Origin of the sequence: Pelagirhabdus alkalitolerans, assembly GCF_900096905.1 — a bacterium.
Lineage (GTDB): Bacteria > Bacillota > Bacilli > Bacillales > Amphibacillaceae > Pelagirhabdus > Pelagirhabdus alkalitolerans.
Map to the genome: position 1 here is coordinate 20,337 of NZ_FMYI01000005.1, position 24,151 is coordinate 44,487.

Here is a 24,151-nt window from a genome sequence, read left to right on the forward strand (position 1 = left end):
TGTTCTCCTTTTACGACCTTTGTATTTATACACGTTTGCATTATACCAAAATCCACCACTACTTTATATTATTTTTTAGTTATGACATAATGATTGCTTCCCCATCTTTTTTATCAGTTACTTCTATTTTCACTTTTAAATTTATCCATTCAATTTGTCAATCTCAAAAATAAAAGTATTCTTGCTTTCTAAAGCTTATGATAAACAGTATAATATAAATAGAATAATTTATCATTGAAGATCTCAAGATCAATAAGGGGGAATGACCCATGATTAGAAATCAAATAATGCGCGCGATTACTTATGCAACAACTAAACATGACAAACAAGTAAGAAAAGTTGAAGAAACACCCTACATTGCTCATCCATATCGAGTTGCTATGTTATTGAAAGAACACGGTTGTGATAGTGATACCGTTATTGCAGGTTTACTACATGATATTGTTGAAGATACAGATGGAACATTGGATGAAATTAAAAGCCTATTCGGTGAAACTGTTACTGAATACGTCAGATTTTTAACTGAAGATCAACAAAATGAAGAGTGGGAAGCACGTAAACAAAAGAGCATTGAAACCATTAGATCAGCACCCCTTCCTGTGAAATTAATTGCCTGTGCTGACAAAATTGATAACCTCCAGTCTATGATCGATAGTGAAATGATACATGGCGAAGGGATGTGGCAAGCATTCGAACGTCAAAAATACAAACAACAATGGTATTATCAAGAAATGTATGATAGCGTAATCCAAGGAATTGATACCGACTCACATCATCCACTTATGTATTTATACAAAGGATTATTGGACAAATTTTTGGAAGCAGAAGCGACATATGATGGCAACTAACTTAACGTTGGTTGCTTTTATTTTTTCCTTTTTTTGTTAAACGCGACCATTTTTTAAGCATACTAGCGTATTCATGACTATAACAGATCATTTAGAGGTATCTAAACGCTGATTTAAATCATTAACTTATTTTAGGGTTAAATACGATTTATTAAGTACTCAACTCGTTTGAACAACACTTCAAATACCGCTATCATTATATACATCCATGTAAAACCTTAACAATTAAGGTTTAAAAAAACATGGTGGTGGTATAAAGATAAAGAAACCACTAGAGATATTACTAAAGAAAACATTCATTTGTTTTCTAAATAAATTAGGAGGGTTTTTAACTTGAAAAAACTAGTTAAAGCTTTATTGTTTGCTGCACTTGTCATGGTACTAGCAGCATGTGGAAATGGAGATAATGGTGAAGGTGAAGGTGAAAATGGCGAAGGTCGATTAGCAGAACTTCAAGAAGAAGGCACAGTAACTGTCGGTTTCGCTAACGAAGCACCCTATGCATATGAAGAAGATGGTGAACTACGAGGAGCAGCGTTCGATATCGCTAATGCTGTTTTCAATGAAATTGGCATAGACAATGTTGAAGGCGAACTTGCTGATTGGGGTCAACTTGTACCAGGCGTACAGGCTGGACAATTCGATGCTGTTACGGCAGGTATGGCAATCACACCTGATCGTGCTGAAAACGTACTGTTTGGTGAACCTGAAATGATGTATGGTGAGGGATTAGTAGCAGAAGCAGGTAACCCACACGATATTTACAGTTTCGAAGACATTGCAAACAACCCTGATATTACAGTTATCGTTATGGAAGGTGCAACAGGCGTTGATTTCTTACGTGAATCAGGTGTTGATGATGATCAAATTGAATTCGCATCAAGTATCCCTGATACTTTTGCAGCTGTTCAAGCGGGGCGTGCAGATGTAACAACAGGTACAGAAATGACAATGCGTATGGCATTTGAATCAGCAGATACAGATGACCTTGAAATTGTAGAAGATTTCGAACAACCTGATGTTGAAGGTGTACCAAGTTATGGTGCTGCTGCATTCAGCTTAGAAGATGAAGAATTACGTGACGCTTATAACGAAGCACTTCAAGAATTAAAAGAAGATGGAACCGTACAAGATCTACTTGAAGAAAACGGATTCCACCCAGAAACAAACTTCCCACCTGAGGAAGTCACAACTGATAGTGTTATCAGTGGCGAACATTATTAATTCACAAGATTAAAACTGTATATTCAGACAGAGAAAACCATCGGGTCCAGTTCCTAAACCCAGGGACTGGACTTTCTTTTTCTGTCTACTAATAATAACAAAGGAGTGAATCCAGTGGACGATATTATAAACATTAGTTCACAACTGGGGCGTGGACTCGGTATTACGATCACAATATTAATTGCTTCAGCTTTATTCGCTTATTTAATGGGTTTTATTGCTGGCTTAAGCCGTCTTTCAAAAAATGTTTTTCTTCGCAAGTTTACAGGTCTTTATATCGAAATATTCCGTGGGACATCTTTAATTGTTCAACTATTCTGGCTATATTATGCGATCCCAATGCTTTTCGGTATAGACTTAGGATCTAACTGGGTAATTGGTGTTATTGCGATCGGATTGAACTATGGCGCTTACCTTTCTGAGGTTGTACGTGGTTCTATTATTTCAGTAGCACCCGGTCAATATGAAGCCGCAACCGCGCTTAACATGTCAAGCACCCAAAGAATGCGTCTCATTATTTTCCCACAGGCAGTCCGAATGATGTTGCCAGAATTCGGAAACTATACGATTCAAATGCTAAAAGGGACAGCGCTCGTCTCACTTATTGGGCTTAACGACATTTTATATTATGGTGATATTTTAAGAAGTTCAAATCTATCTCAAGCACCTTTAATTTATATTGTTGTTTTAGGTTTTTACTTCTTATTAGCATTACCACTAATCTTTGCAACCCGAAAAGCAGAAGAGATTTCCAAGAAGGGAGTGGCTAGCTAATGAATTATTGGAGTTGGGAACGATTTTCAGACGCACTTCCTTATGTATTAAGCGGGCTAGGCACAACCGTTATGGTTACATTAAGTTCATTCTTATTTGCGCTACTTTTCGGTCTTGTTTGGACCTTTTTAAGACGTATACCAAATAGAGGATTTAATTGGACAATTACTTGGATTATGGAGTTCATTCGTTCAACGCCTCCGCTTGTTCAATTATTCTTCATTTATTATGCTTGGCCAGTCATTCCAGTAGTTGGTATGACCTTAAGCCCATTTGCTAGTGCGGTCATAGGCTTGGGCGTTCACTTCAGTACTTATATTGGTGAGATTTACCGATCAGGAATTGAAAGTGTTGGTCAAGGTCAATGGGAAGCAGCAAAAGCGCTTAACTTCTCATTAATTGATAAGTGGCGACGAATTATTTTACCACAAGCATTCCCACCAACCGTTCCGATGCTTGGGAATTACTTTATCATTATGTTTAAAGAAGTACCTTTAGCTTCAACTATTGGGGTTACAGGCATCTTACACATGGCAAACAGCTTTGGTTCACAGCACTTTAACTTAATCGAAGCATTAACTATTGTAGGTATTATCTTCTTAGCATTAAGCTATCCATCAGCTTACTTAATTAAAAAACTTGAATTAAAACTTAACAACCGATACTAATAAAGGAGTTGTAAACTATGAGTGAACCGATTGTTCAATATAAAGATGTTCATAAATCATTCGGTGATGTCAAAGTTTTAAAAGGTATAGACTTAGACATCCATCCAGCTGAAAAAGTTGCAGTGATCGGACCTAGTGGTTCTGGTAAAACAACGATTATTCGTATGTTGATGACATTAGAAGAACCAACATCTGGTGATATTATCGTCGATGGAACAAATTTATGGAAAATGGAGAAAAACGGTGCAATGGTCGATGCAAATGAAAAGCATCTTCGCCAAGTACGCGGGGATATTGGGATGGTCTTCCAACACTTTAACCTGTTTCCTCACATGACGATTTTAGAAAACTGCATGACAGCACCGATTAACGTTAAAGGTGAAGATAAAAAAGAAGTCGAACAACGTTCAATGGAAATGCTTGAACGTGTTGGGTTAGGTGATAAATTCGATAACTACCCATCTCAACTGTCAGGTGGTCAGAAACAACGTGTTGCAATGGCTCGTGCACTCGTCATGCGACCTAAGGTTATGTTATTTGATGAGGTAACATCTGCACTTGATCCTGAATTAGTTGGAGAAGTACTCGAAGTTATTCGTGATATCGCTAAAAATGATGATATGGCGATGGTTCTCGTTACACACGAGATGGATTTCGCACTCGATATTGCTGATAAAGTCCTTTTCTTAGACGAAGGAGTTATAGCAGAACAAGGATCCGCAGCTGATGTTATTGAACATTCAGAGAATCCGCGTCTTCGAGAGTTCTTAAGCCGCTTCCGTAACTAATAGACAAAGAAAGAAGACGCATTCGTTTTTAACAGCGAATGCGTCTTCTTTAATTTTTATTGGTATAATTTTGAGTAGTAATCGTCTAACATACGTTTGATCGCATAATATTCTTTCGTACTATTAATACTCGCCTCCATCATTTCGACCCATTTCTCATGGTTTTCATAATATGTTGGCAATACTTCTTCCTTGAGGACTTTGTACAATGCTTTTAAATCATGACGATCTAGTTCAGCTTCATCATCCGATTCAAAACCATCTCCAAATTGCCATCCGTTCACGCCATGCTCACATGCTTCAGGCCACCAACCATCTAGTGTTGAGAAATTTAGTACGCCATTCATAGCTGCTTTCATTCCTGACGTACCACTCGCTTCTTTAGGTCGTCTAGGATTATTGAGCCAAACATCCGATCCTCGTGTTAACATCTTACCAATGGTCATATCGTAATTCTCTAAAAAGATAACAGACTCAGGATATTGTTTCGCCATCTTCACTAATGATTTGACGATTTTCTTGCCATTATCATCAAGTGGGTGTGCTTTTCCTGAGAAAACAATTTGGATTGTTTTCGATTCTAATAGCGGCGCGATCACTTCTTCATCTGTAAAAATAAAGTCACTTCGTTTATAAGGTGCTGCCCTTCTAGAAAAGCCAATGATCATTTTGTCTTCATCCAACCTAATCCCGTTGCGATCTTCGATGAAGTCGATTAAATCACGCTTATTCTTCATATGCTCTTGCCAAAGGTCACCTTCTCCTTCAGCAGCTTTTAACATTTTCTCATCGACCCACGTTGGTCTGTGTATACAGTTTGTAATGGGGATTATTTCACTACGCCCTTCAACGTGCGACCACATATCATTAGCTGTTTCGCTATGCAACTCTGCCACAGCATTTGATTTCTTCGATAAACGAAGAGCACCTACTGTCATGTTAAACGGAGCACCACCAAGCTCAACCAGTTGTTCAACGGTCAACCCATTGTTTGCACCCATATACATAAGTCGCTCAATTGGGTGTGATTCGTTCCCTTGCAGGACAGGGGTATGCGTTGTAAAGACCGTTTCTTTTTTCGTCTCTTCCCAGGCACTTTCAAAAGATGCACCTTGATCCATTTTCTCTTTCATTAACTCAAAACCTGCAAATAGCGCATGTCCTTCATTAAAGTGATAGATATCAGTATCTATACCTAAAGCACGAAGCGCTTTCACACCCCCTATACCTAACACAATTTCTTGCGCAATCCGTTCTTCGCCGAACCATCCATACAACTGTCCTGTAATCCACGTCTCTGGGTTTTCTGGTAAATCTGTGTCTAATAAATAAAGTGGGACGTTTCCAAACTGATCAACTTTCCAAACCTTACAAACAATATCTTGTCTTCTAATTGTCACCGTAACTTTAACACCCGTATCTTCTAGAAAATCATAATCATAATTATGATAAGCATCATACGGTTTGCCCTCGTCATCAATTCGCTGATCTGTGTAACCTTGCTTCCACTTAATTCCTATACCAACCATCGGAAAATCATGATCTTTAGCGCCTTTTAAATAATCTCCCGCTAAAATCCCTAATCCTCCTGCATACGTTTTCATTTTTGTATCCAGACCGTACTCCATACAAAAATAAGCGACACGTTGCTCTTTTTTTACCATTGAAAATTCCTCCTCAGCATTAGTAGAATGAATGTTTCAGCAGGGTTTTTATATAGAATTCTCTGCTTTATATAAAAACCCTTTCATTGTCTAGTCTACTAGATTTTTCATTAAATTACCACACTTAAATGAAAACGATTGCATTATTTTCAGTAAAAAATAAGTGATACTTTTAAAATTAAGTATCACTCACAATTTAGTTCATTATTTATTTTTAGCTGCTTTTTCACGTTCGTTTTTATTTAAGATTTTTTTACGTAAACGAATCGATTCAGGTGTTACTTCACAGTATTCATCATCATCCAAGTATTCAATCGCTTCTTCTAACGACATTTGACGTGTCTTTCGGATCGTTGATGTCTGATCTTTATTAGCTGATCGCACGTTTGTTAAGTGTTTTTCTTTCGTAATATTAACAGTCAAATCATTATCACGATTATGCTCGCCAACGATCATACCAGAATACACTTCTGTTCCAGGCTCTACAAAAATAGTTCCGCGATCTTCAAGGTTCATAATACCATACGTTGAAGCTTTACCTTGTTCAAGTGCGACTAAAACACCTTGTCTACGCCCACCGACAGTGCCTTCAATTAAAGGCGCATAGCTATCAAACGTATGATTGATAATACCATAACCGCGAGTTTGTGTCATAAATTCTGTTGAATAACCAATTAAGCCACGTGAAGGGACTTTAAACTCAAGGCGAACTTGGCCATTTCCTTGATTGACCATATCAAGCATTTCACCTTTACGTTCACCTAAGGATTCCATAACTGCTCCTGTATAATCTTCTGGTACATCAATTTGAACACGTTCCATCGGCTCACATTGAACGCCGTCAATTTCTTTAATAATAACTTGCGGTTTAGAAAGCTGAAGTTCATAGCCTTCACGTCGCATGTTTTCTACTAAGATAGACAAGTGCAATTCACCGCGTCCTGATACAACCCACGCATCTGGTGAAGCTGTCTGTTCAACACGTAAACTAACATCTGTTTCTAATTGCATCATTAAACGTTCTTCAATACGTCTTGATGTGATATAGTTTCCTTCTTTTCCGGCAAATGGTGAGTTATTCACAACAAATGTCATTTGTAGTGTCGGCTCATCAATGTGTAATAAAGGTAAGGCATCAATATGATCAACTGGGCAGACGGTCTCACCTACGTTAATATCTTCTAAGCCAGCTAGGGCAATGATGTCACCTGCTTGCGCTTCATTAATCTCTACTTTTTTCAAGCCTAAAAAGCCAAACATCTTACTCACTCGGAAATTCTTCGTTTTGCCGTCTTTTTTAACAAGCGCAACTTGCTGACCCACTTTAATCGATCCTCTTGATACTCGTCCAACACCAATCCGTCCAAGATAGTCATTATAATCTAACAACGTAATTTGGAACTGAAGTGGTTCTGTACTTTGATCAACTGGAGATGGAATTTTATCCATAATAATTTTAAAGACAGATTCCATTGACTCTTCTTGTTCTTCTGGTTCATCACCAGACGTTCCATTAATCGCTGATGCATACACAACAGGGAATTCTAATTGATCGTCATCTGCACCTAGTTCGATGAATAAATCGAGCACTTCATCTACAACTTCTTGAGGTCGAGAATTGGGACGGTCAATTTTGTTTAATACAACGACAGGTGTTAACTTTTGTTCAAGCGCTTTTTTAAGCACAAAGCGCGTCTGAGGCATACAGCCTTCATAAGCATCAACAACAAGCAATACACCATCTACCATCTCTAAAATACGTTCAACTTCACCACCAAAGTCAGCGTGCCCAGGGGTGTCTAAAATATTGATACGCGTATCATTATAATTAATCGCTGTATTTTTTGCTAAAATCGTAATACCGCGCTCTTTTTCTATATCATTCGAATCCATCGCACGTTCGTCAACTTGTTCATTGTCTCTAAAGGTACCTGAATAACGAAGTAATTGATCGACTAATGTGGTTTTCCCATGATCAACGTGGGCAATAATAGCAATGTTTCGAATATCTTCTCTTAATTGCATGTTTTACATCTCCTCTTTTATAGCAAACGCTCATTAACACTGTAACTGGACTAGTATAGCATACATAGACAGGTTAAGTATATGTTTTTTTGTCAATTTTACTCGAAACCTAGATAAAAAGACCCGAGTATTCACTCGGATCTTCACTTTTTATAAGATAATGATAAATCGAGCACCACCCATTGGTGAATCTTCGACAAAAATATGACCGTTTGATTTCTCTACAATGGCTCTTGAGATCGCAAGTCCCAATCCTGTTTCTCCACCTTTACCTTTAATAAATCGTTCGAATAATTGAGGCATCAAGGACTCATCAATACCATCACCATCGTCATCAATGGTGATTTGAATCCTACCATTTTTCGGCATGACTTCAACAAAAACCTGCTTCTCGGCGTGTCGAATCGCATTTGTCACAATATTCATCATCGCTCTAAGCATTTTTTCTTGATCGACCCGAATCAAACTGTCTTCAACGACATTATGATTGAGCGCAATTTGATAATCTGTAGCAAAAGGAATTGCTCGGTCTACTGTTGATTGAACCAGTTCACTTACATAAAGTGATTCTTCTTCATAAATTGAATCGTCACTATCTAACTTAGCTAATAAAATCATCTCGTTAATAATCGTCTTCAAGCGACTGATTTCTGCTACCATGACCTCAAGTCCTCTTTCTTGGTCCTCTGATTCAAACACACCATCTCGAATCCCTTCAGCATAACCTTGAATCGTCATCAGTGGCGTTTTCAACTCATGACTTGCATTTTGGAAAAATTGCTGCTGTGATTTCATATAACGCTCAAGCTCGGTCGCCATATCTACGACACTTTTTTCGACTTCTTTAATCTCACCTGTTGCTTTTACACGTTTAATTTGATCAAATTGACGTCTCTCAATTTTTTTCAATTGATGCTTTAATTGCGTGAGTGGCGTCACTAAGCGACTCGTTAAATAATGGGTTAATGCAATGATGACTAATAAGCCAATCAAAAATACAATCATTAAGCGATTAAAGAACGTCTGTTGTACTTGTTGAATATCATCTAACGGTGTAATCAATACAAGTTCGCGGTTTAATACACCTGGAGCCATCGGCAAAATCGATACAACATAATGCGTATCATTGTCTGTCCATAAAGGCTGATCATCTTGCGTTAGATCATACATATTGACCCAATCTTCAATAACCTCAACATCAAGTGCTGTCGAGTATAACATGAGTTGACTCATTGAACGATCATAAACAAACATGTGCAAATCTTCATCCGTTAACCACTCTGATAATTGACCAGGCGCATACTCATCAAACAAAAACTGCGTTAAAATTTCGCCTTTTTCTTGCAGCTGTTCTTCTTCATTTTGAATTAAAACATTTAAGAGCAGCGAATGGATCGTAATCGCTACAATCGACATCGTAATAACAAGAAGGGTTGTAAATGCTAACGTTAATTGCGTTTGTAACTTCATGTACCGCCCTCAGCTTCTGTCCTTAATCTATAACCATAGCCCCATACCGTCTCGATTGGAACACCTTCCATTTTCTTTCTCAGTCGTTTTACCAAATCATCAACAGCTCGATCACTTCCGAAATAATCATCTCCCCATATAAGCGTCAACAATTCTTCACGTGAAAAAGCTCGGTTTTGGCTTTGAATTAAATGAAATAATAAATCATACTCTTTAGATGTCACTTCAATTTCATCATCGTCAAAGAAAACACGGCGATCATCCGGTTTTAAAATTAATGTATCGACTTGATATATATTATCTCTAGGCGTTGATTTCACTTCAATTGCTTCTACTCTTTTAAATAAACGTTTAACCCTTGCTAATAGTTCCCTAGGGCTAAATGGCTTCGTTAAATAATCATCACTACCTAATTCTAATCCTAAAATTTTATCAACCTCTTCATCTTTGGCTGAAATGATAATAATCGGAACATCACTCTCATCTCTAATTTTCTTACACAATTCATATCCATCCATGCCTGGAAGCATAATATCTAGAATCCACATATCAGGTTGGTTTAATCGCGTCTGTTGCCACGCCTCTTCTGCATTATCGACAAGTGACACAATATAGCCTTCTTTTTTTAAATACGCTGATACGATATCACGTATATTCGGATCATCCTCTACAATAAAAATATGATACGCCATTCTTTATTACCTCCTCATCCTATCTTTATTTTCTCACAAAAGCGATCAATGTTTCCACTCATTTTTCTTTCATACTTTTTATACAATTATACCGAATTAATGCCATTTTTGCGCGTTATACTTGAAGATATAAGGGTATAACAATTAATATCTCACCTGTTTATATAGAAAGGAGCGATTAACATGAATGAATTTCATGACCCATCGCAAGATGAAAAGCAAGAAGAAAACTCAAATTACGAAAGTCACAATCCCATAGAGACAAAACAAAAAAATAACCCCTGGTCGATTTGGTTAAGCGGGATTACAGGCGGAATAACCGTAGCAATTATTGGATTTCTCCTTTTATTTACAGGTTTTATTCCCCTTCACACACCAGAGCAAACAGAAGAAGATTTACAAACCGATTCAACTGATCATCAATTAATTCAAACAACAACAGGTGATGATGGTGTTTCTGAAGAAGTATTAAGCAATGTTTCCGGAGCTGTCGTTGGGGTTGCGAATATTCAAGCAACCGATCTATGGTCAGATGCTGGGGAAAGTGGTCAAGGATCTGGTGTTATTTATAAAATTGAAAATGACAGAGCTTTTGTTGTTACAAATCACCATGTCATTGAAGGAGCTAATGAAGTTGAGGTTATTTTACAAGATGAAGAACGCGTCGAAGCACAGTTACATGGTTCAGATGATTTAACCGATTTAGCTGTCTTATCGATCGATGCAGAACATGCATCAACTGTGGCCGAATTCGGTAGTTCTTCTGATTTAACTGTTGGCCAATCAGCGATTGCGATCGGTAACCCACTTGGAACTGAATTTGCCGGAACCGTGACAAAAGGTATTATTAGTGGCCTCGACCGTTCATTAGAAGTTGACCTTAGTAATGATGGTACCGCCGATTGGGTCGTTGATGTTATCCAAACAGATGCAGCGATCAACCCTGGTAATAGTGGTGGTGCGTTAATTAATAGTTCAGGAGAAGTTATTGGAATCAATTCCATGAAAATCGCATTAGGTACTGTTGAGGGCATTGGGTTTGCTATCCCAATTGATGAAGCAGAACCAGTCATTGAACAGTTGGAAACTGAAGGTAGTGTGACAAGACCATTTATGGGGATCAGCGCAATTGATTTCAGTTCCGTTCCACCCCAGCATATTGATCAAACATTGAACTTAGATCCAAATGAAATCACATCTGGTATTGTTGTAGCTGAAGTGCAACCTGATTCATCTGCTGCTGATGCTGGCCTTGCTGTGTATGATGTGATTACAGATATTGATGGTGAGCCTATTCACGACATGATGGATTTACGTCAATATTTATATAGCGAAACGGAAGTAGGCGAAACCATTACAATTACGTATTACCGTGATGGCGCACAGGAACAAACCGATGTCACATTAGAAGGTGAATAAAGTTTATTGAAAACCTTAGATTATGGCTATCAAAAAAAGACCTTTTCTCAGCTACTTTTTGAGAAAAGGTCTTTTACTTTTTATTCTATTTCTCCTAATGCATCTGTGATTACAGAAACATTATGCTCCATAAAATCAATATATGACGTTACACCTGATGCCTCATCTCCTAACGCATCCGTATATAAAGGTTCATCATAAATTGGAATACCAGCATTATCAGAGACTGTCTCCATGTAATTCGGATTCACCGTTGACTCCACAAAGACATAAGGCAGATCGCGATCTGTGAGCATATCAACAAAATCAGATATTTGTTGAGGTGTACCCTCCTCATGTGCATTCAAAGGCCAAATACCGGCTACATCAAAATCATATGCTGCACCAAAATAAACAAGAGCATTCTCACTAGTCGCTATCAGTCGATTTCCTTCAGGAACACTTTCTAATTCTTCTCTTATCCATTCATCTAGTTGATCTAGTTCAGCATGGAAATTTTCTGCGTTATCTCGGTATACCGATTCACCCTCTGGGTCAAGTTCAATTAAATGCTCAAGTGCATTATCAGCATATGTCTTTACCAATGATGGATCAAACCAAGCATGTGGATCATAGACCTCTTGATCACCTTCGAGTGTAATCGGGTCAATTCCCTCTGTTAATTCAGTGTATGGCGTGTCAGTCGCATTATCCATAAGAGAAGTTAACCACGGCTCTATACCTAATCCATTAATAAAAAGAAGGTTCGCATCCGTGACTTTTTCAAAATCACTTGGGACAGGTTCATATTCTTCAGGTTCTTCACCTATTGGAACAATATACTCTACCTCAACTCGATCGCCACCTACCTGCTCGACAATGTCAGATATAACGGATAACGTCACAACGACTTCCAAATGTTCTTCTTCATGATTAATTTCTGATTCATCCGCACCACAACCCATTAATACAAATAATATCGCTAAAAAACTTAAATTGATTAACATAAATTGTTTCTTCATACTTTTCGTTCTCCTTTATGATTAATACATCTTTAGACTTTTCCTGTTGATAAACGTCGAAACCACTGAATGGCTACACCTTGTTTCGGTGAAAAGAAAAAAACGAACGTAAATATAGCCATCGCAACAACAACGATAGAAGCACCTGTCGCTACATCATAAATATATGATAAGTACACACCAACAACTGCTGAGATAACACCAAACGTGGATGAAAGTACAAGCATAATCGGTAGTCGATCCGTCAATAAATAAGCAGTTGATGCAGGTGTTATAAGCATAGCTACCACTAAAATAACACCTACGGTATTAAGCGAAACGACTGTTACGAGTGATAATACGATCATTAAGATATAATGAATCCATTTTGTCGGTAACCCAATCGCTTTTGCCATCGTCGGGTCAAATGTACTTAATATAAGTTGTTTGTAAAAGACGAGCACCGATAAGATGACAACAATGGTAATCACAAATGTAATCCATAGATCTGTGCGCGAAACAGCCAATACATTGCCAAATAAAATATGCCAAACATCAACATTTGTACCACCTAAGGACGTTACCATTACAATACCAATTGCAAACATACCTGTAAGTAAAATACCAATCGCTGAGTCGTCTTTAATTTTACTATTCTCCGTAATGTAGCCAATCCCTAAGGCCGCTATTGTTCCAGTTAATACAGCTCCGGCAAAAAATCCTGTTGCGCCGAGTATATAGGATAACACCACACCAGGAAGAACAGCGTGTGAAATGGCTTCTCCCATTAATGCCATACCTCGTAAAATGATAAAAGTGCCCACAACACCACATAAAACACCAACTAGGACACCAGCTAAAACAGCGTTTTGTAAGAATGGATAACGGCTTAACGCATCAACAAACGTCGTCATCTGTTCTATCATCCAATCACCACCTGATTCTGATTACCCGATAGACGTGCCACATTACCATCATACGTCTCACTCACACGATCCGGTGTGAACACTTCATTAGTCTTTCCATAACCGATTAACGTGCGGTTTAACATCATTAACGTATCGAAATAAGTTTCCACTTTACTTAGATCATGATGCACGACAAAGATCGTCTTTCCTTCAGCTTTCAATTGCCGCAAAAGATGAATAATGATCTCTTCAGAAGTCACATCAATACCAGCAAATGGTTCATCTAAAAATAACACGTCACTTTCTTGAGCAAGCGCTCGCGCCAAAAACACACGTTGTTGTTGACCACCTGAAAGTTCACCAATTTGCCGCTTCCCGTAATCCTCCATACCAACTGCTCTTAGTGAATCACTCGCTTTTTCTCTATCTTTCTTACTCGGACGTTGCCACCATTTCAAATGTGGATAGCGTCCCATTACAACAACATCTTCAACCAATACGGGGAAATCAAAATCAATCATGCTGCGTTGTGGAACATAAGCAATTTGCTTTCTAACCTGGTCGACACGATTACCTAATACACGTACATTACCTTGATTAGTTGGGATCATTCCCATAATTGCTTTAATCATCGTTGACTTACCTGCCCCATTCGGACCGATAATACCGATTAATTGAGCCGTTTCAGCTTCAAATGACACATCATCTAATACAGTCTTTCCATAATAAGAAACAGATAGATGGTCAACTTCAATCGCTTGAGTCATGGTATAAAGCCTCCCTTGTTACCGCATTATATTTACTATAGACAATTAAGTTGCGTTAGTGCAACTTTTTCGTAAAAAAATTTCTATCTTACTAATAATCATTAAAGTTTCGATTAGTTAATAAAGTTTTCCCAGACCAACTTTTTCGAATAAAAAAACGATAGCTTTCGACTAATGCTATACTATGCTTCAGTATAAAAACATTCTCCTGTCTTTGTCAACATTTTTATTAAATTAAAGGATAGAATTTTAAAATTCTATCCTTTCGTTTTTTGAAAAATCGTATCAATCTCCTTTTACTAAGCTTTTTGCCGAATCATATCCACGTGCCATATCCCATCTTCTAAATAGTGCTCAGTCACTTCTTTAAAACCAAACGATCGATAAAAGGCTAATAAGTATACTTGCGCATGAACCTTTTGATAACGGTTAGGAAATTTCGATTCAACCACTTCGATCGATTGTTTGACGAGTTCAATGCCGTATCTTTTCTGACGATGTTCTGGATGAACAACAATTCGTCCAATGGATACATGGTCAGCTTCTTCACCTGTAATCAAGCGTGAATAGGCTACAATTTTCTCTCCTTCTGTCGCAAATAGATGAAGACATTCAACATCAACACCATCGACCTCAGGATAAGCACAATTTTGCTCCACAACAAACACATCGACTCTTAACTTTAAAATTGTATAGAGCTCTTGTAAATTCAATTGATTAAACGTTTTAAGATGCCATTTCATCGTCTAGTCCTCCCTTCGCTTTAAAAGCATGTCTACATGCTCGATATCGCAATCAAAATACTTCTCTGATACGCTCTCAAACCCAAACGTTCCATAAAATTTCTCTAAATAAGCTTCTGCTTGGATTTTTATACTAGGTTCATTCATTTTCTTAAACATATGTAGAATGCTTTGTTCCATTAACGCTTTTGCATAGCCATTCCCGCGTTCAGAAGATTTAACAATCACTCGCCCAATCGATGCTTCATCATAAAAGTAGCTATTAGGAATTAATCGCGCATAAGCCACAACATCATCATTTTTCATTAAAAAAATGTGATCACTGACTTGATCACACGAATCAAATTCATGATATGCAGAATCCTGCTCAACAATAAATGTATCAGATCTTAATGTCGCTATTTTATACCATTCTATTGGCAGTAATTGATCGAACGATTTAATTATCCAGTTTTCCATTGCTATCCCCCCGCCTTTCATTTTTCTATTTTAATCTGCGCAACTTCAAACGCTAAATCATCATTTCCATAAGCTTGTAATACGTCTAACAATAATTCTCTATCTATATCATCCGCTTCCTTTTTCGGAACCGTTTGATCTAATGCTTCTAACAAACGAGTTGATATCGGTTGATTAGGATAAGCCTTTTGATAAATTTCTGTTGGGTTAAGGTCATAATTCACACACCACTGCGCAAACAATAAGATCATGACATTTTCCTGTTGTTTATATTGTTCAATAATATACTGATCTTTTTCATTCATAACACGTCACACCCTTCATTTGAAAAATATATCAGCTTCGCTTCTAAATCGCAACTTAATAAGCAGATTCAATTTTTAGATAATAAACTAAAAGATTGAAAAAATACCTTGACTCACTTATAATATTGACTTGCAAGAGACTATCGTGTACCCCTACAACCGTATCTTGCAAATACGATGAATTAGGTGGTTATTAAAATGGAAAATTATCAAGTATTATTGTACTATCATTATGTGAAAATGGAGGATCCTGACGCATTCGTTAAGGAACATAAAGAACTTTGTGAATCACTGGGATTACGCGGGCGTATTCTTGTTTCACATGAAGGGATTAACGGCACAGCTTCAGGTCCAGTTGAGGCGACCGAAAAGTATATGGCAATCATGCATGACGATCCTCGCTTTAGCGATATGCCCTTCAAAGTCGATCCAGCTGATCAGCACGCTTTTAAGAAATTGAAGGTCAAACATCGTCCAGAGCTTGTCACATTACGCTTAGGTGCTGAAGACATTGATCCTAACGAAGTTACAGGGAACTACTTAGAACCAGAAGAATTCTATGAGAAGATGCAAGATGAGAATACGATTGTGATTGATGCCAGAAATGATTATGAATATGATCTCGGTCATTTCCGAGGGGCTATTCGTCCAGATATTCGTACCTTCAGAGAGTTACCTGACTGGATTGAAGAACACAAGAAAAAGTTTGAAGGCAAAGAGATTTTAACTTACTGTACAGGCGGTATTCGTTGTGAGAAATTCTCAGGTTGGTTACTTGAAAAAGGTTTTGAAAATGTTAACCAATTGCACGGAGGCATTGCAACATACGCTAAACACCCGAAAACAAAAGGACAACTGTGGGATGGTAAAATGTATGTATTCGATGAACGTATCAGCGTCCCTATCAATCAAGTTGAACATGTTGTTGTCGGTCGCGATTATTTCGATGATACACCATGTGAACGTTATGTGAATTGTGGCAACCCTGAATGCAACGAACAAATCATTTGTTCAGAAGAAAATGAACATAAATATTTACGTGGTTGCACGCACGAATGTCGAGTTCATGAGAGAAACCGTTATGTTGAAGAACACGGTTTAACAGATAAACAAGTACAAGAACGACTAGAAGCTTTAAAAGACGAATCTGTCGGAAAAGCTGTATAAATATGAAAAGATGCCAGACAATATTGAATATTGCCTGGCATCTTTCGTTTGTCCACCTACCATTGCATATACTTTGACTTTCATAGAGCAGGTTGCTATCGTTAACAAAAAGGAGGCTTTTTCATGGGCGTATACGACTTTAATGTCACAACGATCAACCAAGAAAAACAGTCATTACGCGATTACGAAGGTGATGTTCTTCTAATCGTTAACACAGCAACTAAATGTGGCCTTAAAAATCAATTTAACGGTTTACAACAGTTGCATGATACGTATAAAGATCAAGGTTTCACGGTGCTTGGTTTTCCGAGTAATCAATTTTTAAATCAAGAACCAGGAACAGATGAAGATATTAACCAAACATGCCAAATGAATTTTGGTGTTACTTTCCCTCTCTTTAGCAAAATAAATGTTAATGGAAAAAATGCACATCCTTTATTCACTTATTTAACACAAGAGGCACCTGGTGTAATGGGCGGAAAAATTAAGTGGAATTTCACTAAATTCTTAATTAATCGCCAAGGTGAGGTTGTTGAACGTTTTGCACCTAAAACCGAACCAGAAAAGATTGAAGAATTTATTAAAGAACAGCTAGAAAAAAGTTAATCTATAAAACAAAAAACAGCTAAGCAGTCATTTTCTTGTCTGATTAGCTGTTTTTATTATGCAATCTCTCTTCATTATTTACTCAAATCACGAATTAAATTCGCCATTTCAATTGCGGATACAGCAGCATCTGCACCTTTATTACCCGCTTTTGTTCCAGCTCTTTCAATCGCTTGCTCGATCGTTTCAGTTGTTAATACACCGAAAATAACAGGAACACCTGAATTTAACGATACATTCGATACACCTTTAGCCACTTCGCTACATACATAATCAAAGTGTGGAGTTGAACCGCGAATAACTGTCCCTAACGTAATAACAGCATCATATTCGTTTGAGTCTGCTAGCTTTTTCGCGACAAGTGGAATTTCAAACGCACCCGGTACCCATGTAACTGTGATATCATCTTCTTTTACACCATGTCTTTTCAATGTGCCTTCAGCACCACTTAACAATTCACTTGTAATAAAATCGTTAAAACGTCCCACCACAATTGCTACTTTTAAATTCGTTCCTACTAATTGACCTTCAATTTTTTTACTCATATTTTTTCCTCCTAGCCTTTTAATAAATGACCTAATTTAGATTTTTTTGTATTTAAATAATGTTCATTGGATTTATTGGATGGAATTTGAATCGCTTTACGTTCAACGACATCAATCCCATAAGATGTCATACCATCCATTTTCCGAGGGTTGTTTGTAAGAAGCGTTATTTTTAAAGCCCCTACATCTCTTAAGATCTGTGCGCTCACGGCATAATCTCGCAAATCATCTTCAAAACCTAGTTGGTGATTCGCTTCAACCGTGTCATAACCAATTTCCTGAAGCTTATAAGCTTTCAATTTATTAATGAGTCCAATGCCTCGACCTTCTTGACGCATATAGACAAGTACGCCTGCTTTTGCTTCTTCAATTTCTTTTAATGCTTGCTCTAACTGAGGGCCACAATCACAACGATGCGAACCAAACACATCACCCGTCAAGCATTCCGAGTGAATGCGAACAAGTGGTGCTTCTTCATTTTCAATATCACCTTTAATTAAAGCGACGTGTTCCTTTCCACTCGTCTTCTCTGTGTAGGCTGCTAATCGAAAGTCACCGTATTCAGTCGGTAGTTGGATTTCAACCTCTTTATCGATCAACTGATCGTGCTTTTTTCGATATTGAATTAAATCTTCAATCGAAATCATTTTCATTTGTTTTTCTTTAGCCAGTTGTTCAAGAGCTGGCATTCTTGCCATCGTACCATCTTCATTCATAATTTCACATATAACGCCTGCTTTCACCGATCCAGCTAAATGAGCCAAGTCAACTGCCGCCTCAGTATGTCCCGGTCTTACGAGAACACCTGCGTCCTCTGCTATTAGGGGAAATACATGACCAGGTCGCTTAAAATCCGCAGCCGTTGCATCTTCTTCTAACATCGCTAAAATGGTTTCCGAACGTTCATATGCACTAATCCCTGTATGAGCGGTATGATGATCAATACTCACTGTAAAAGCTGTACCGTGGGGGTCGGTATTTTGATCAACCATCGCCATTAGCCCTAAACGATTCGCAATAGCTTTTGAAATAGGCGTACAAATAAGTCCTCGCCCATCTGTTGCCATTTGATTAATCGCATCTGGTGTTGCATGCTCAGCAAGCATGACAAAATCGCCTTCGTTCTCACGATTTTCATCATCGACAACAATAATCATCTCACCACTTTTTAATGCCTCTATTGCTTCTTTAACTGTGTTCATTTGCTATTCGCCTCACTTTAAAAATCCAAATTGATCAAGTTTTTCTTTCGTTACATCATCACCTGATGCATCATGCGTGATCAAACGCTCGATATATTTTGCTAATAGATCAAATTCTAAATTGACAGGATCGCCAACTTCCTTACCCCCTAAAATGGTGGCTGATTGGGTTTCAGGAATCAACGAGATCATAAAAGCATCTTCTTTACGGTCAAATACCGTTAGCGATGTTCCATCGACTGTTACCGAGCCTTTATCGATAAAATAGCGACCATCTTCTGTTTCAAATGAAATAAGCATATATTTCGCATTAGCTTCTTCCCACATATCTTTAATATACCCAACTCGATCGACATGACCTGAAACAAAATGCCCACCGAAACGCGCGTTAGCTGCCATCGCTCTTTCTAAATTCACATGTTTGCCAACTTCTAATTGCTTTAATGATGTCGCTCGAAACGTTTCTGGCATCACATCAACTGTAAATCCGTTATCCGTAAAATCTGTCACTGTTAAGCAAACACCATTAACAGCAATACTGTCGCCAATCTTAACATCTGACATAATCAATTGTGCCTTAATCGATAAGACCAAACTTGTTGACTCTTGTTCAATAGCTTCAATTAAACCTTTTTCTTCAACAATACCTGTAAACATGGTAGGTTACGCCTCCTTTTTTTGTCGTGCTGTTATTTTTAAATCAGGACCTATTTTTTCAACATCTTCAAATTCAAGGTCAATCGCTTCCTTCATCCACTCAGGTGACTGACCACCAACGGCTGTTAGTGCGTCTATCCCTGTTAACATTTTCGGTGCAATATACCACTGTATTCGATGAAAGGCTTTTGCTTTTATAAAACTCGCATGAACCATGCGTCCCCCTTCAACATACAAGGATTGAATACCTCCTTCACCCAATACATCAAGGACAGCATTAATCTCAACTGTATCTGTGTTTAATTGAATGACTTCAATGTGTTCTGGAACTGTTTGAATGCGTTGTTCACTTACATGCTTCGTCGTGATTAGCCATGTTTTAGCAGCATGATCAAAAACACGTTCTGAAAAGCTAAAATCTAAATCGGTTGATAAAACAATTCGAATAGGGGACGTCCCTACAGCTGGTTCTCTAACCGTTAACTGAGGGTCATCGGCTTTTACCGTTTGACTACCCACTAAAATCGCATCATGTTTCGCACGGTCTAAGTGAACATCAATCCGTGCATCTTTTGATGTAATCCACTTACTATCTCCCGTTTTTGTCGCAATTTTACCATCTAATGTTGTCGCTGCTTTTAATGTGACAAAAGGTTTTTTATAGTGCATGTAATGAAAGAAAAAACGATTCAGTTCAAGTGCTTCGTTTTCTTTTAGACCGACTTCAACATCAATGCCTGCTTCTTCTAATATCTGAATACCTTTCCCTTGTACATTCGGATTTGGATCAACGGATGCGATGACAACACGTTTTACTTGTTTTTCGACTAACAAGCGAGCGCAGGGTGGTGTTTTACCATAATGCGCACACGGTTCTAACGTGACATAAACGGTTGAATCCACTGCGTGATCTTTTGCTTGCTCAAGCGCAATAACCTCAGCATGTGCTTCACCTGGCTTCAAGTGACTTCCCATTCCAACAATTCGTCCGTCTTTAACAACAACGGCACCAACTGATGGATTGGGACTCGTTTGACCTACGGTTGCTTTCGCTAATGACAAGGCTAATTCCATATAATCAGCTGCTTTCATAACGTCCCCTCCTTCGATCAGATTTTATTCATTAAAAAAAAGCCCCAGATACATACCTGGGGCTTTGGCTTGTTCAGTCATTAACAAACGATCCTTTCGCTAAAATACGTCAAGCAAAACGGTTCAAAAAACAAACCTTATACTTGTAGTAAGACGAAATGTTGATCGTTTTAACCATTCTTTTTCTCATCCAGACTCTAACTGTCGGTTTTGGCCTCTCACCAAATCCACCTTCGCAACGTCAGCTGCTCCGGGTCACGGACTTAAGATGATTCGATCATCTCATACCGTCGGTCGGGAATTACACCCTGCCCCAAAAGAATTTTAATTATTTAATTGATCATAGTTTAACACACTTTTTTTTCGATTGCACCTATTTACTCTTCACCTATAATACGAACTTCTCTTTCGAGTTCGACATTATACTTTTCCTTCACTTCTTTTTGAACCATTTCAATGACATCGATATAATCTTTTGCTGTAGCATGATTTTTATTAACAATGAAACCGGCATGTTTAGTCGATACTTCTGCACCACCAATACCTTTTCCTTGTAAATTCGCATCTTGAATTAATTTTCCAGCAAAATAGCCTGGCGGTCGTTTAAACACACTTCCACAAGACGGATACTCCAACGGTTGTTTTGATTCACGACGCTCGGTTAAATCATCCATTTCGTCTTTAATCATGGATTGCTCTTTTGATTTCAACTGAAAACGTGCTTCTAATACAATATATTTCCGATCAGGAATGTTGCTTGTGCGATACCCTAACGCTAACTCATCAGCCGAGAGCGTTAACCGTTCGCCTTCTTGATTCAGTACGACCGCTTCTTTCAAACAATCTTTAATTTCACCACCGTAAGCTCCTGCATTCATATACAGTGCCCCGCCAACAGTTCCTGGAATACCACAAGCAAACTCAAGTCCAGAAAGCGACTGTTCAAGCGCATAATAGGACACATCAATAATCCTAGCCCCACTACGTGCGATGACAAGATCATTTTCATGTGTTATTTCATTCAAATATTTCAGTGACATCACAATGCCACGAATACCACCGTCACGTACAATTAAATTCGATCCATTTCCAAGCAATGTAAAGTCTGTCTTAATTGTGTTTGCATATTTCACAACAGCTTGTGCTGCTTCTATAGTTGTGGGTGTAACAAAATAATCTGCCTTTCCACCCAATTGTGTATACATATGGTGTTTAAGAGGTTCATCTACAAATAGATAATCCTTTCCTACACATTCAGTTAAGGCAACTTCGATTGAATGACGTTCAGCCATTGTCCTCATCCTCTAATCTTAATTTTTAAAAATTCATCTTTGCACAAACTCAATTATAACAGGGTGAGTAAACTTATGCCATCTTCTTTCATGACTGTTTTATGTCATATTTTACATTTTTAAGACAATTAAGCACATCAATTTACACGGAATAAAGGTTATGTGAAACTAAAACTTAAGTAAACATTCAAGGAGGCGTTTTAATGAGAGTCGGAATTATTGGTGCAACAGGTAAGGCAGGGACCCTTATTGCTGAGGAGGCACAAAATAGAGGAATCGATGTCACAGCGATTATTCGTAATCAAGCCAAGTTTAAGCACCAACAAATACAAGTCTTAGAAAAAGATTTATTTAATTTAACAACAAATGATTTAGAAGGTTTCGATGTCGTCGTCAACGCTTTTAACGCTCCAGCTGGAGAAGAACATTTACATGTCACATCTCACCAACATCTAATTGATCAATTAGCTGGAACAAACACCCGATTAATTGTCGTCGGAGGTGCTGGTAGTTTATATGTTGATGAACAAAAAAAGACGCACCTTTATGAAACGCCTGATTTCCCAGATTTCATTTATCCCACAGCATCAAATATGACAAAAGCTCTAAAGTTACTCCAAGCAACACCTGATGTGAACTGGACTCACATTAGTCCAGCTATTCAGTTTGATTATGAAGGCGAAAGAACGGGTGATTATAAAGTAGGAAAAGATCACGTCATAGTAAATAGTAATGGAGATAGCTATATTAGCTATCATGATTATGCCATTGCCCTTGTTGATGAGATAGAACAGCCTAAACATAAGAATACACGCTTTACAGTTGTCGGTGTTTAGCACCAAAAAACATCCCCTTAATCACTTAATAAACAAGTGTTTAGGGGATGTTTTATTTCTAGAGAGACTAATCACCCATTAGCGCAACCATTAATGCTTTTTGAGCGTGAAGACGATTTTCCGCTTCTTGAAACACAACAGAGTGATCACCGTCAATAATATCAGCTGTCACTTCCTCACCTCTATGAGCAGGCAAGCAGTGCATAAATAAATAATCGTCTTTGGCGTGTGTTAATAATTCTTTGTTCACTTGATAATCGGCGAATAATGTTTCGCGTTTTTTTTGTTCACTTTCTTGACCCATGCTTGCCCAAACATCTGTATAGACAATATCAGCATCTTTAATCGCTTCAACTGGATCTGTCGTTACATTAATATCAACCTTTTGTTCATCAGCAATTTTTTGAGCCTTTTCTGTGATGGATTGTTTGGGTAAATACTCAGCTGGTGCTGCCGTCGCAAAATGCATCCCCATCTTAACCGCTCCTACCATAATCGAATGAGCCATATTATTCCCATCACCAATATAAGCAATTTTCAAACCTTGTAACTTTCCTTTCTCTTCTTCAATCGTTTGAAGATCAGCAAGTACTTGACATGGATGAAAATCATCCGTTAGACCATTTATAACAGGAATCGACGCATCACTGGCGAGTGCTTCAACATCAGCTTGTGAAAAGGTACGAATCATAATCCCATCTAAATAACCACTTAACACTTTTGCTGTATCAGATATTAACTCTCCCCGACCTAATTGGAGGTCATTTGAACTTAAAAATAATCCTGTTCCACCTAGCTGATAGATACCCGACTCAAACGACACACGTGTACGGGTTGATGATTTTTCAAAGATCATACCTAGCACTTTACCTTTTAGGGGCTGATAAATTTGATTCGCTTTTTGTTTTACTTTAATATCTTTTGCTAATTGTAAAAGATACGTTAATTGTTCAGGTGTATAATCAAATAACGTTAAACAATCTTTTCCTTTTAGTTCTTGACTTACATCTGCAAACATCT

At 37.9% G+C, this 24,151-nt stretch carries 25 protein-coding genes and 1 riboswitch; of the genes, 9 read left to right on the forward strand and 16 right to left on the reverse strand.

The window, feature by feature from the left end:
• Positions 1-269: 269 nt before the first annotated feature.
• The 5 genes from BLR62_RS07430 to ehuA all read left to right on the forward strand — a co-directional run bounded on the left by BLR62_RS07430 (position 270) and on the right by ehuA (position 4,302).
• A complete protein-coding gene (locus BLR62_RS07430; RefSeq protein ID WP_090795360.1) occupies positions 270-848 on the forward strand; it encodes an HD domain-containing protein in 579 nt (192 codons plus the stop codon).
• Positions 849-1,181: 333 nt separating this feature from the next.
• The gene (gene ehuB / locus BLR62_RS07435) at positions 1,182-2,072 is read left to right on the forward strand and encodes an ectoine/hydroxyectoine ABC transporter substrate-binding protein EhuB (protein ID WP_090795362.1); all 891 of its coding nucleotides are present in this window, start codon (positions 1,182-1,184) and stop codon (positions 2,070-2,072) included.
• Between the two features lie 114 nt (positions 2,073-2,186).
• Positions 2,187-2,846 (forward strand): amino acid ABC transporter permease, encoded by a 660-nt coding sequence (locus BLR62_RS07440; RefSeq protein WP_090795364.1) that lies wholly within the window; start codon positions 2,187-2,189, stop codon positions 2,844-2,846.
• A complete protein-coding gene (gene ehuD / locus BLR62_RS07445; protein WP_090795367.1) occupies positions 2,846-3,514 on the forward strand; it encodes an ectoine/hydroxyectoine ABC transporter permease subunit EhuD in 669 nt (222 codons plus the stop codon). The genes BLR62_RS07440 and ehuD overlap by 1 nt, the downstream gene beginning before the upstream one ends.
• 17 nt (positions 3,515-3,531) lie before the next feature.
• Positions 3,532-4,302 (forward strand): ectoine/hydroxyectoine ABC transporter ATP-binding protein EhuA, encoded by a 771-nt coding sequence (ehuA, locus tag BLR62_RS07450; RefSeq protein WP_090795369.1) that lies wholly within the window; start codon positions 3,532-3,534, stop codon positions 4,300-4,302.
• Positions 4,303-4,358: 56 nt separating this feature from the next.
• Here ehuA and glgP read toward each other — a convergent pair whose 3' ends face one another.
• The 4 genes from glgP to BLR62_RS07470 all read right to left on the reverse strand — a co-directional run bounded on the left by glgP (position 4,359) and on the right by BLR62_RS07470 (position 10,153).
• Positions 4,359-5,966 (reverse strand): alpha-glucan family phosphorylase, encoded by a 1,608-nt coding sequence (glgP, locus tag BLR62_RS07455; protein ID WP_090795372.1) that lies wholly within the window; start codon positions 5,964-5,966, stop codon positions 4,359-4,361.
• A gap of 204 nt (positions 5,967-6,170) precedes the next feature.
• The gene (typA, locus tag BLR62_RS07460) at positions 6,171-7,991 is read right to left on the reverse strand and encodes a translational GTPase TypA (RefSeq protein WP_090795374.1); all 1,821 of its coding nucleotides are present in this window, start codon (positions 7,989-7,991) and stop codon (positions 6,171-6,173) included.
• Positions 7,992-8,141: 150 nt separating this feature from the next.
• Positions 8,142-9,461, reverse strand: coding sequence for a sensor histidine kinase (locus BLR62_RS07465; protein WP_090795376.1), 1,320 nt, complete (start codon positions 9,459-9,461; stop codon positions 8,142-8,144).
• A complete protein-coding gene (locus BLR62_RS07470) occupies positions 9,458-10,153 on the reverse strand; it encodes a response regulator transcription factor (RefSeq protein WP_090795378.1) in 696 nt (231 codons plus the stop codon). The genes BLR62_RS07465 and BLR62_RS07470 overlap by 4 nt, the downstream gene beginning before the upstream one ends.
• Positions 10,154-10,336: 183 nt before the next feature.
• On the opposite strand from BLR62_RS07470, the gene BLR62_RS07475 reads away from it, so the two are divergent.
• A complete protein-coding gene (locus tag BLR62_RS07475; RefSeq protein ID WP_090795379.1) occupies positions 10,337-11,572 on the forward strand; it encodes a S1C family serine protease in 1,236 nt (411 codons plus the stop codon).
• A gap of 80 nt (positions 11,573-11,652) precedes the next feature.
• On the opposite strand, the gene BLR62_RS07480 is transcribed toward BLR62_RS07475, so the two are convergent.
• The 6 genes from BLR62_RS07480 to BLR62_RS07505 form a co-directional block, all read right to left on the reverse strand.
• Positions 11,653-12,573 carry a metal ABC transporter solute-binding protein, Zn/Mn family gene (locus BLR62_RS07480; protein ID WP_090795381.1) on the reverse strand — a complete coding sequence of 307 codons (921 nt, stop codon included), beginning with the start codon at positions 12,571-12,573 and terminating at the stop codon, positions 11,653-11,655.
• A 32-nt stretch (positions 12,574-12,605) separates the two neighbouring features.
• Complete coding sequence (locus tag BLR62_RS07485; RefSeq protein WP_176759253.1) at positions 12,606-13,478, reverse strand: metal ABC transporter permease; 873 nt, start codon at positions 13,476-13,478, stop codon at positions 12,606-12,608.
• The gene (locus tag BLR62_RS07490; RefSeq protein WP_090795382.1) at positions 13,475-14,227 is read right to left on the reverse strand and encodes a metal ABC transporter ATP-binding protein; all 753 of its coding nucleotides are present in this window, start codon (positions 14,225-14,227) and stop codon (positions 13,475-13,477) included. The genes BLR62_RS07485 and BLR62_RS07490 overlap by 4 nt, the downstream gene beginning before the upstream one ends.
• Before the next feature lie 299 nt (positions 14,228-14,526).
• Entirely contained in the window at positions 14,527-14,970 is a 444-nt protein-coding gene (locus tag BLR62_RS07495; protein ID WP_090795384.1) for a GNAT family N-acetyltransferase, read from the reverse strand.
• A 3-nt stretch (positions 14,971-14,973) separates the two neighbouring features.
• Positions 14,974-15,429: a GNAT family N-acetyltransferase gene (locus tag BLR62_RS07500; RefSeq protein WP_090795386.1), complete on the reverse strand. Its 456-nt coding sequence runs from the start codon at positions 15,427-15,429 to the stop codon at positions 14,974-14,976.
• Between the two features lie 17 nt (positions 15,430-15,446).
• Positions 15,447-15,734 (reverse strand): hypothetical protein, encoded by a 288-nt coding sequence (locus tag BLR62_RS07505; protein ID WP_090795388.1) that lies wholly within the window; start codon positions 15,732-15,734, stop codon positions 15,447-15,449.
• Positions 15,735-15,932: 198 nt separating this feature from the next.
• Between BLR62_RS07505 and trhO the strand changes: the two genes are divergently transcribed.
• Together trhO and BLR62_RS07515 are read left to right on the forward strand one after the other, a co-directional pair.
• The gene (gene trhO, locus BLR62_RS07510) at positions 15,933-16,901 is read left to right on the forward strand and encodes an oxygen-dependent tRNA uridine(34) hydroxylase TrhO (protein WP_090795390.1); all 969 of its coding nucleotides are present in this window, start codon (positions 15,933-15,935) and stop codon (positions 16,899-16,901) included.
• Between the two features lie 123 nt (positions 16,902-17,024).
• Positions 17,025-17,507 carry a glutathione peroxidase gene (locus BLR62_RS07515; RefSeq protein ID WP_090795392.1) on the forward strand — a complete coding sequence of 161 codons (483 nt, stop codon included), beginning with the start codon at positions 17,025-17,027 and terminating at the stop codon, positions 17,505-17,507.
• Between the two features lie 74 nt (positions 17,508-17,581).
• Here the strand turns inward: BLR62_RS07515 and ribH are convergent, their stop codons facing one another.
• The 5 genes from ribH to murB form a co-directional block, all read right to left on the reverse strand.
• Positions 17,582-18,052: a 6,7-dimethyl-8-ribityllumazine synthase gene (gene ribH / locus BLR62_RS07520; RefSeq protein ID WP_090795395.1), complete on the reverse strand. Its 471-nt coding sequence runs from the start codon at positions 18,050-18,052 to the stop codon at positions 17,582-17,584.
• Between the two features lie 11 nt (positions 18,053-18,063).
• Entirely contained in the window at positions 18,064-19,254 is a 1,191-nt protein-coding gene (locus BLR62_RS07525) for a bifunctional 3,4-dihydroxy-2-butanone-4-phosphate synthase/GTP cyclohydrolase II (RefSeq protein WP_090795397.1), read from the reverse strand.
• A 12-nt stretch (positions 19,255-19,266) separates the two neighbouring features.
• Positions 19,267-19,911 (reverse strand): riboflavin synthase, encoded by a 645-nt coding sequence (locus BLR62_RS07530; RefSeq protein ID WP_090795399.1) that lies wholly within the window; start codon positions 19,909-19,911, stop codon positions 19,267-19,269.
• Positions 19,912-19,917: 6 nt separating this feature from the next.
• The gene (gene ribD / locus BLR62_RS07535) at positions 19,918-21,003 is read right to left on the reverse strand and encodes a bifunctional diaminohydroxyphosphoribosylaminopyrimidine deaminase/5-amino-6-(5-phosphoribosylamino)uracil reductase RibD (RefSeq protein ID WP_090795401.1); all 1,086 of its coding nucleotides are present in this window, start codon (positions 21,001-21,003) and stop codon (positions 19,918-19,920) included.
• A gap of 174 nt (positions 21,004-21,177) precedes the next feature.
• Positions 21,178-21,328: riboswitch (FMN riboswitch) on the reverse strand.
• A gap of 52 nt (positions 21,329-21,380) precedes the next feature.
• On the reverse strand, positions 21,381-22,295 hold the full coding sequence (gene murB, locus BLR62_RS07540; RefSeq protein ID WP_090795403.1) for a UDP-N-acetylmuramate dehydrogenase: 915 nt from the start codon (positions 22,293-22,295) through the stop codon (positions 21,381-21,383).
• Positions 22,296-22,498: 203 nt separating this feature from the next.
• On the opposite strand from murB, the gene BLR62_RS07545 reads away from it, so the two are divergent.
• The gene (locus BLR62_RS07545; RefSeq protein WP_090795406.1) at positions 22,499-23,131 is read left to right on the forward strand and encodes an NAD(P)-dependent oxidoreductase; all 633 of its coding nucleotides are present in this window, start codon (positions 22,499-22,501) and stop codon (positions 23,129-23,131) included.
• 67 nt (positions 23,132-23,198) lie between these two features.
• On the opposite strand, the gene argF is transcribed toward BLR62_RS07545, so the two are convergent.
• Positions 23,199-24,149 (reverse strand): ornithine carbamoyltransferase, encoded by a 951-nt coding sequence (argF, locus tag BLR62_RS07550; RefSeq protein ID WP_090795408.1) that lies wholly within the window; start codon positions 24,147-24,149, stop codon positions 23,199-23,201.
• Between the last annotated feature and the right edge of the window lie 2 nt (positions 24,150-24,151).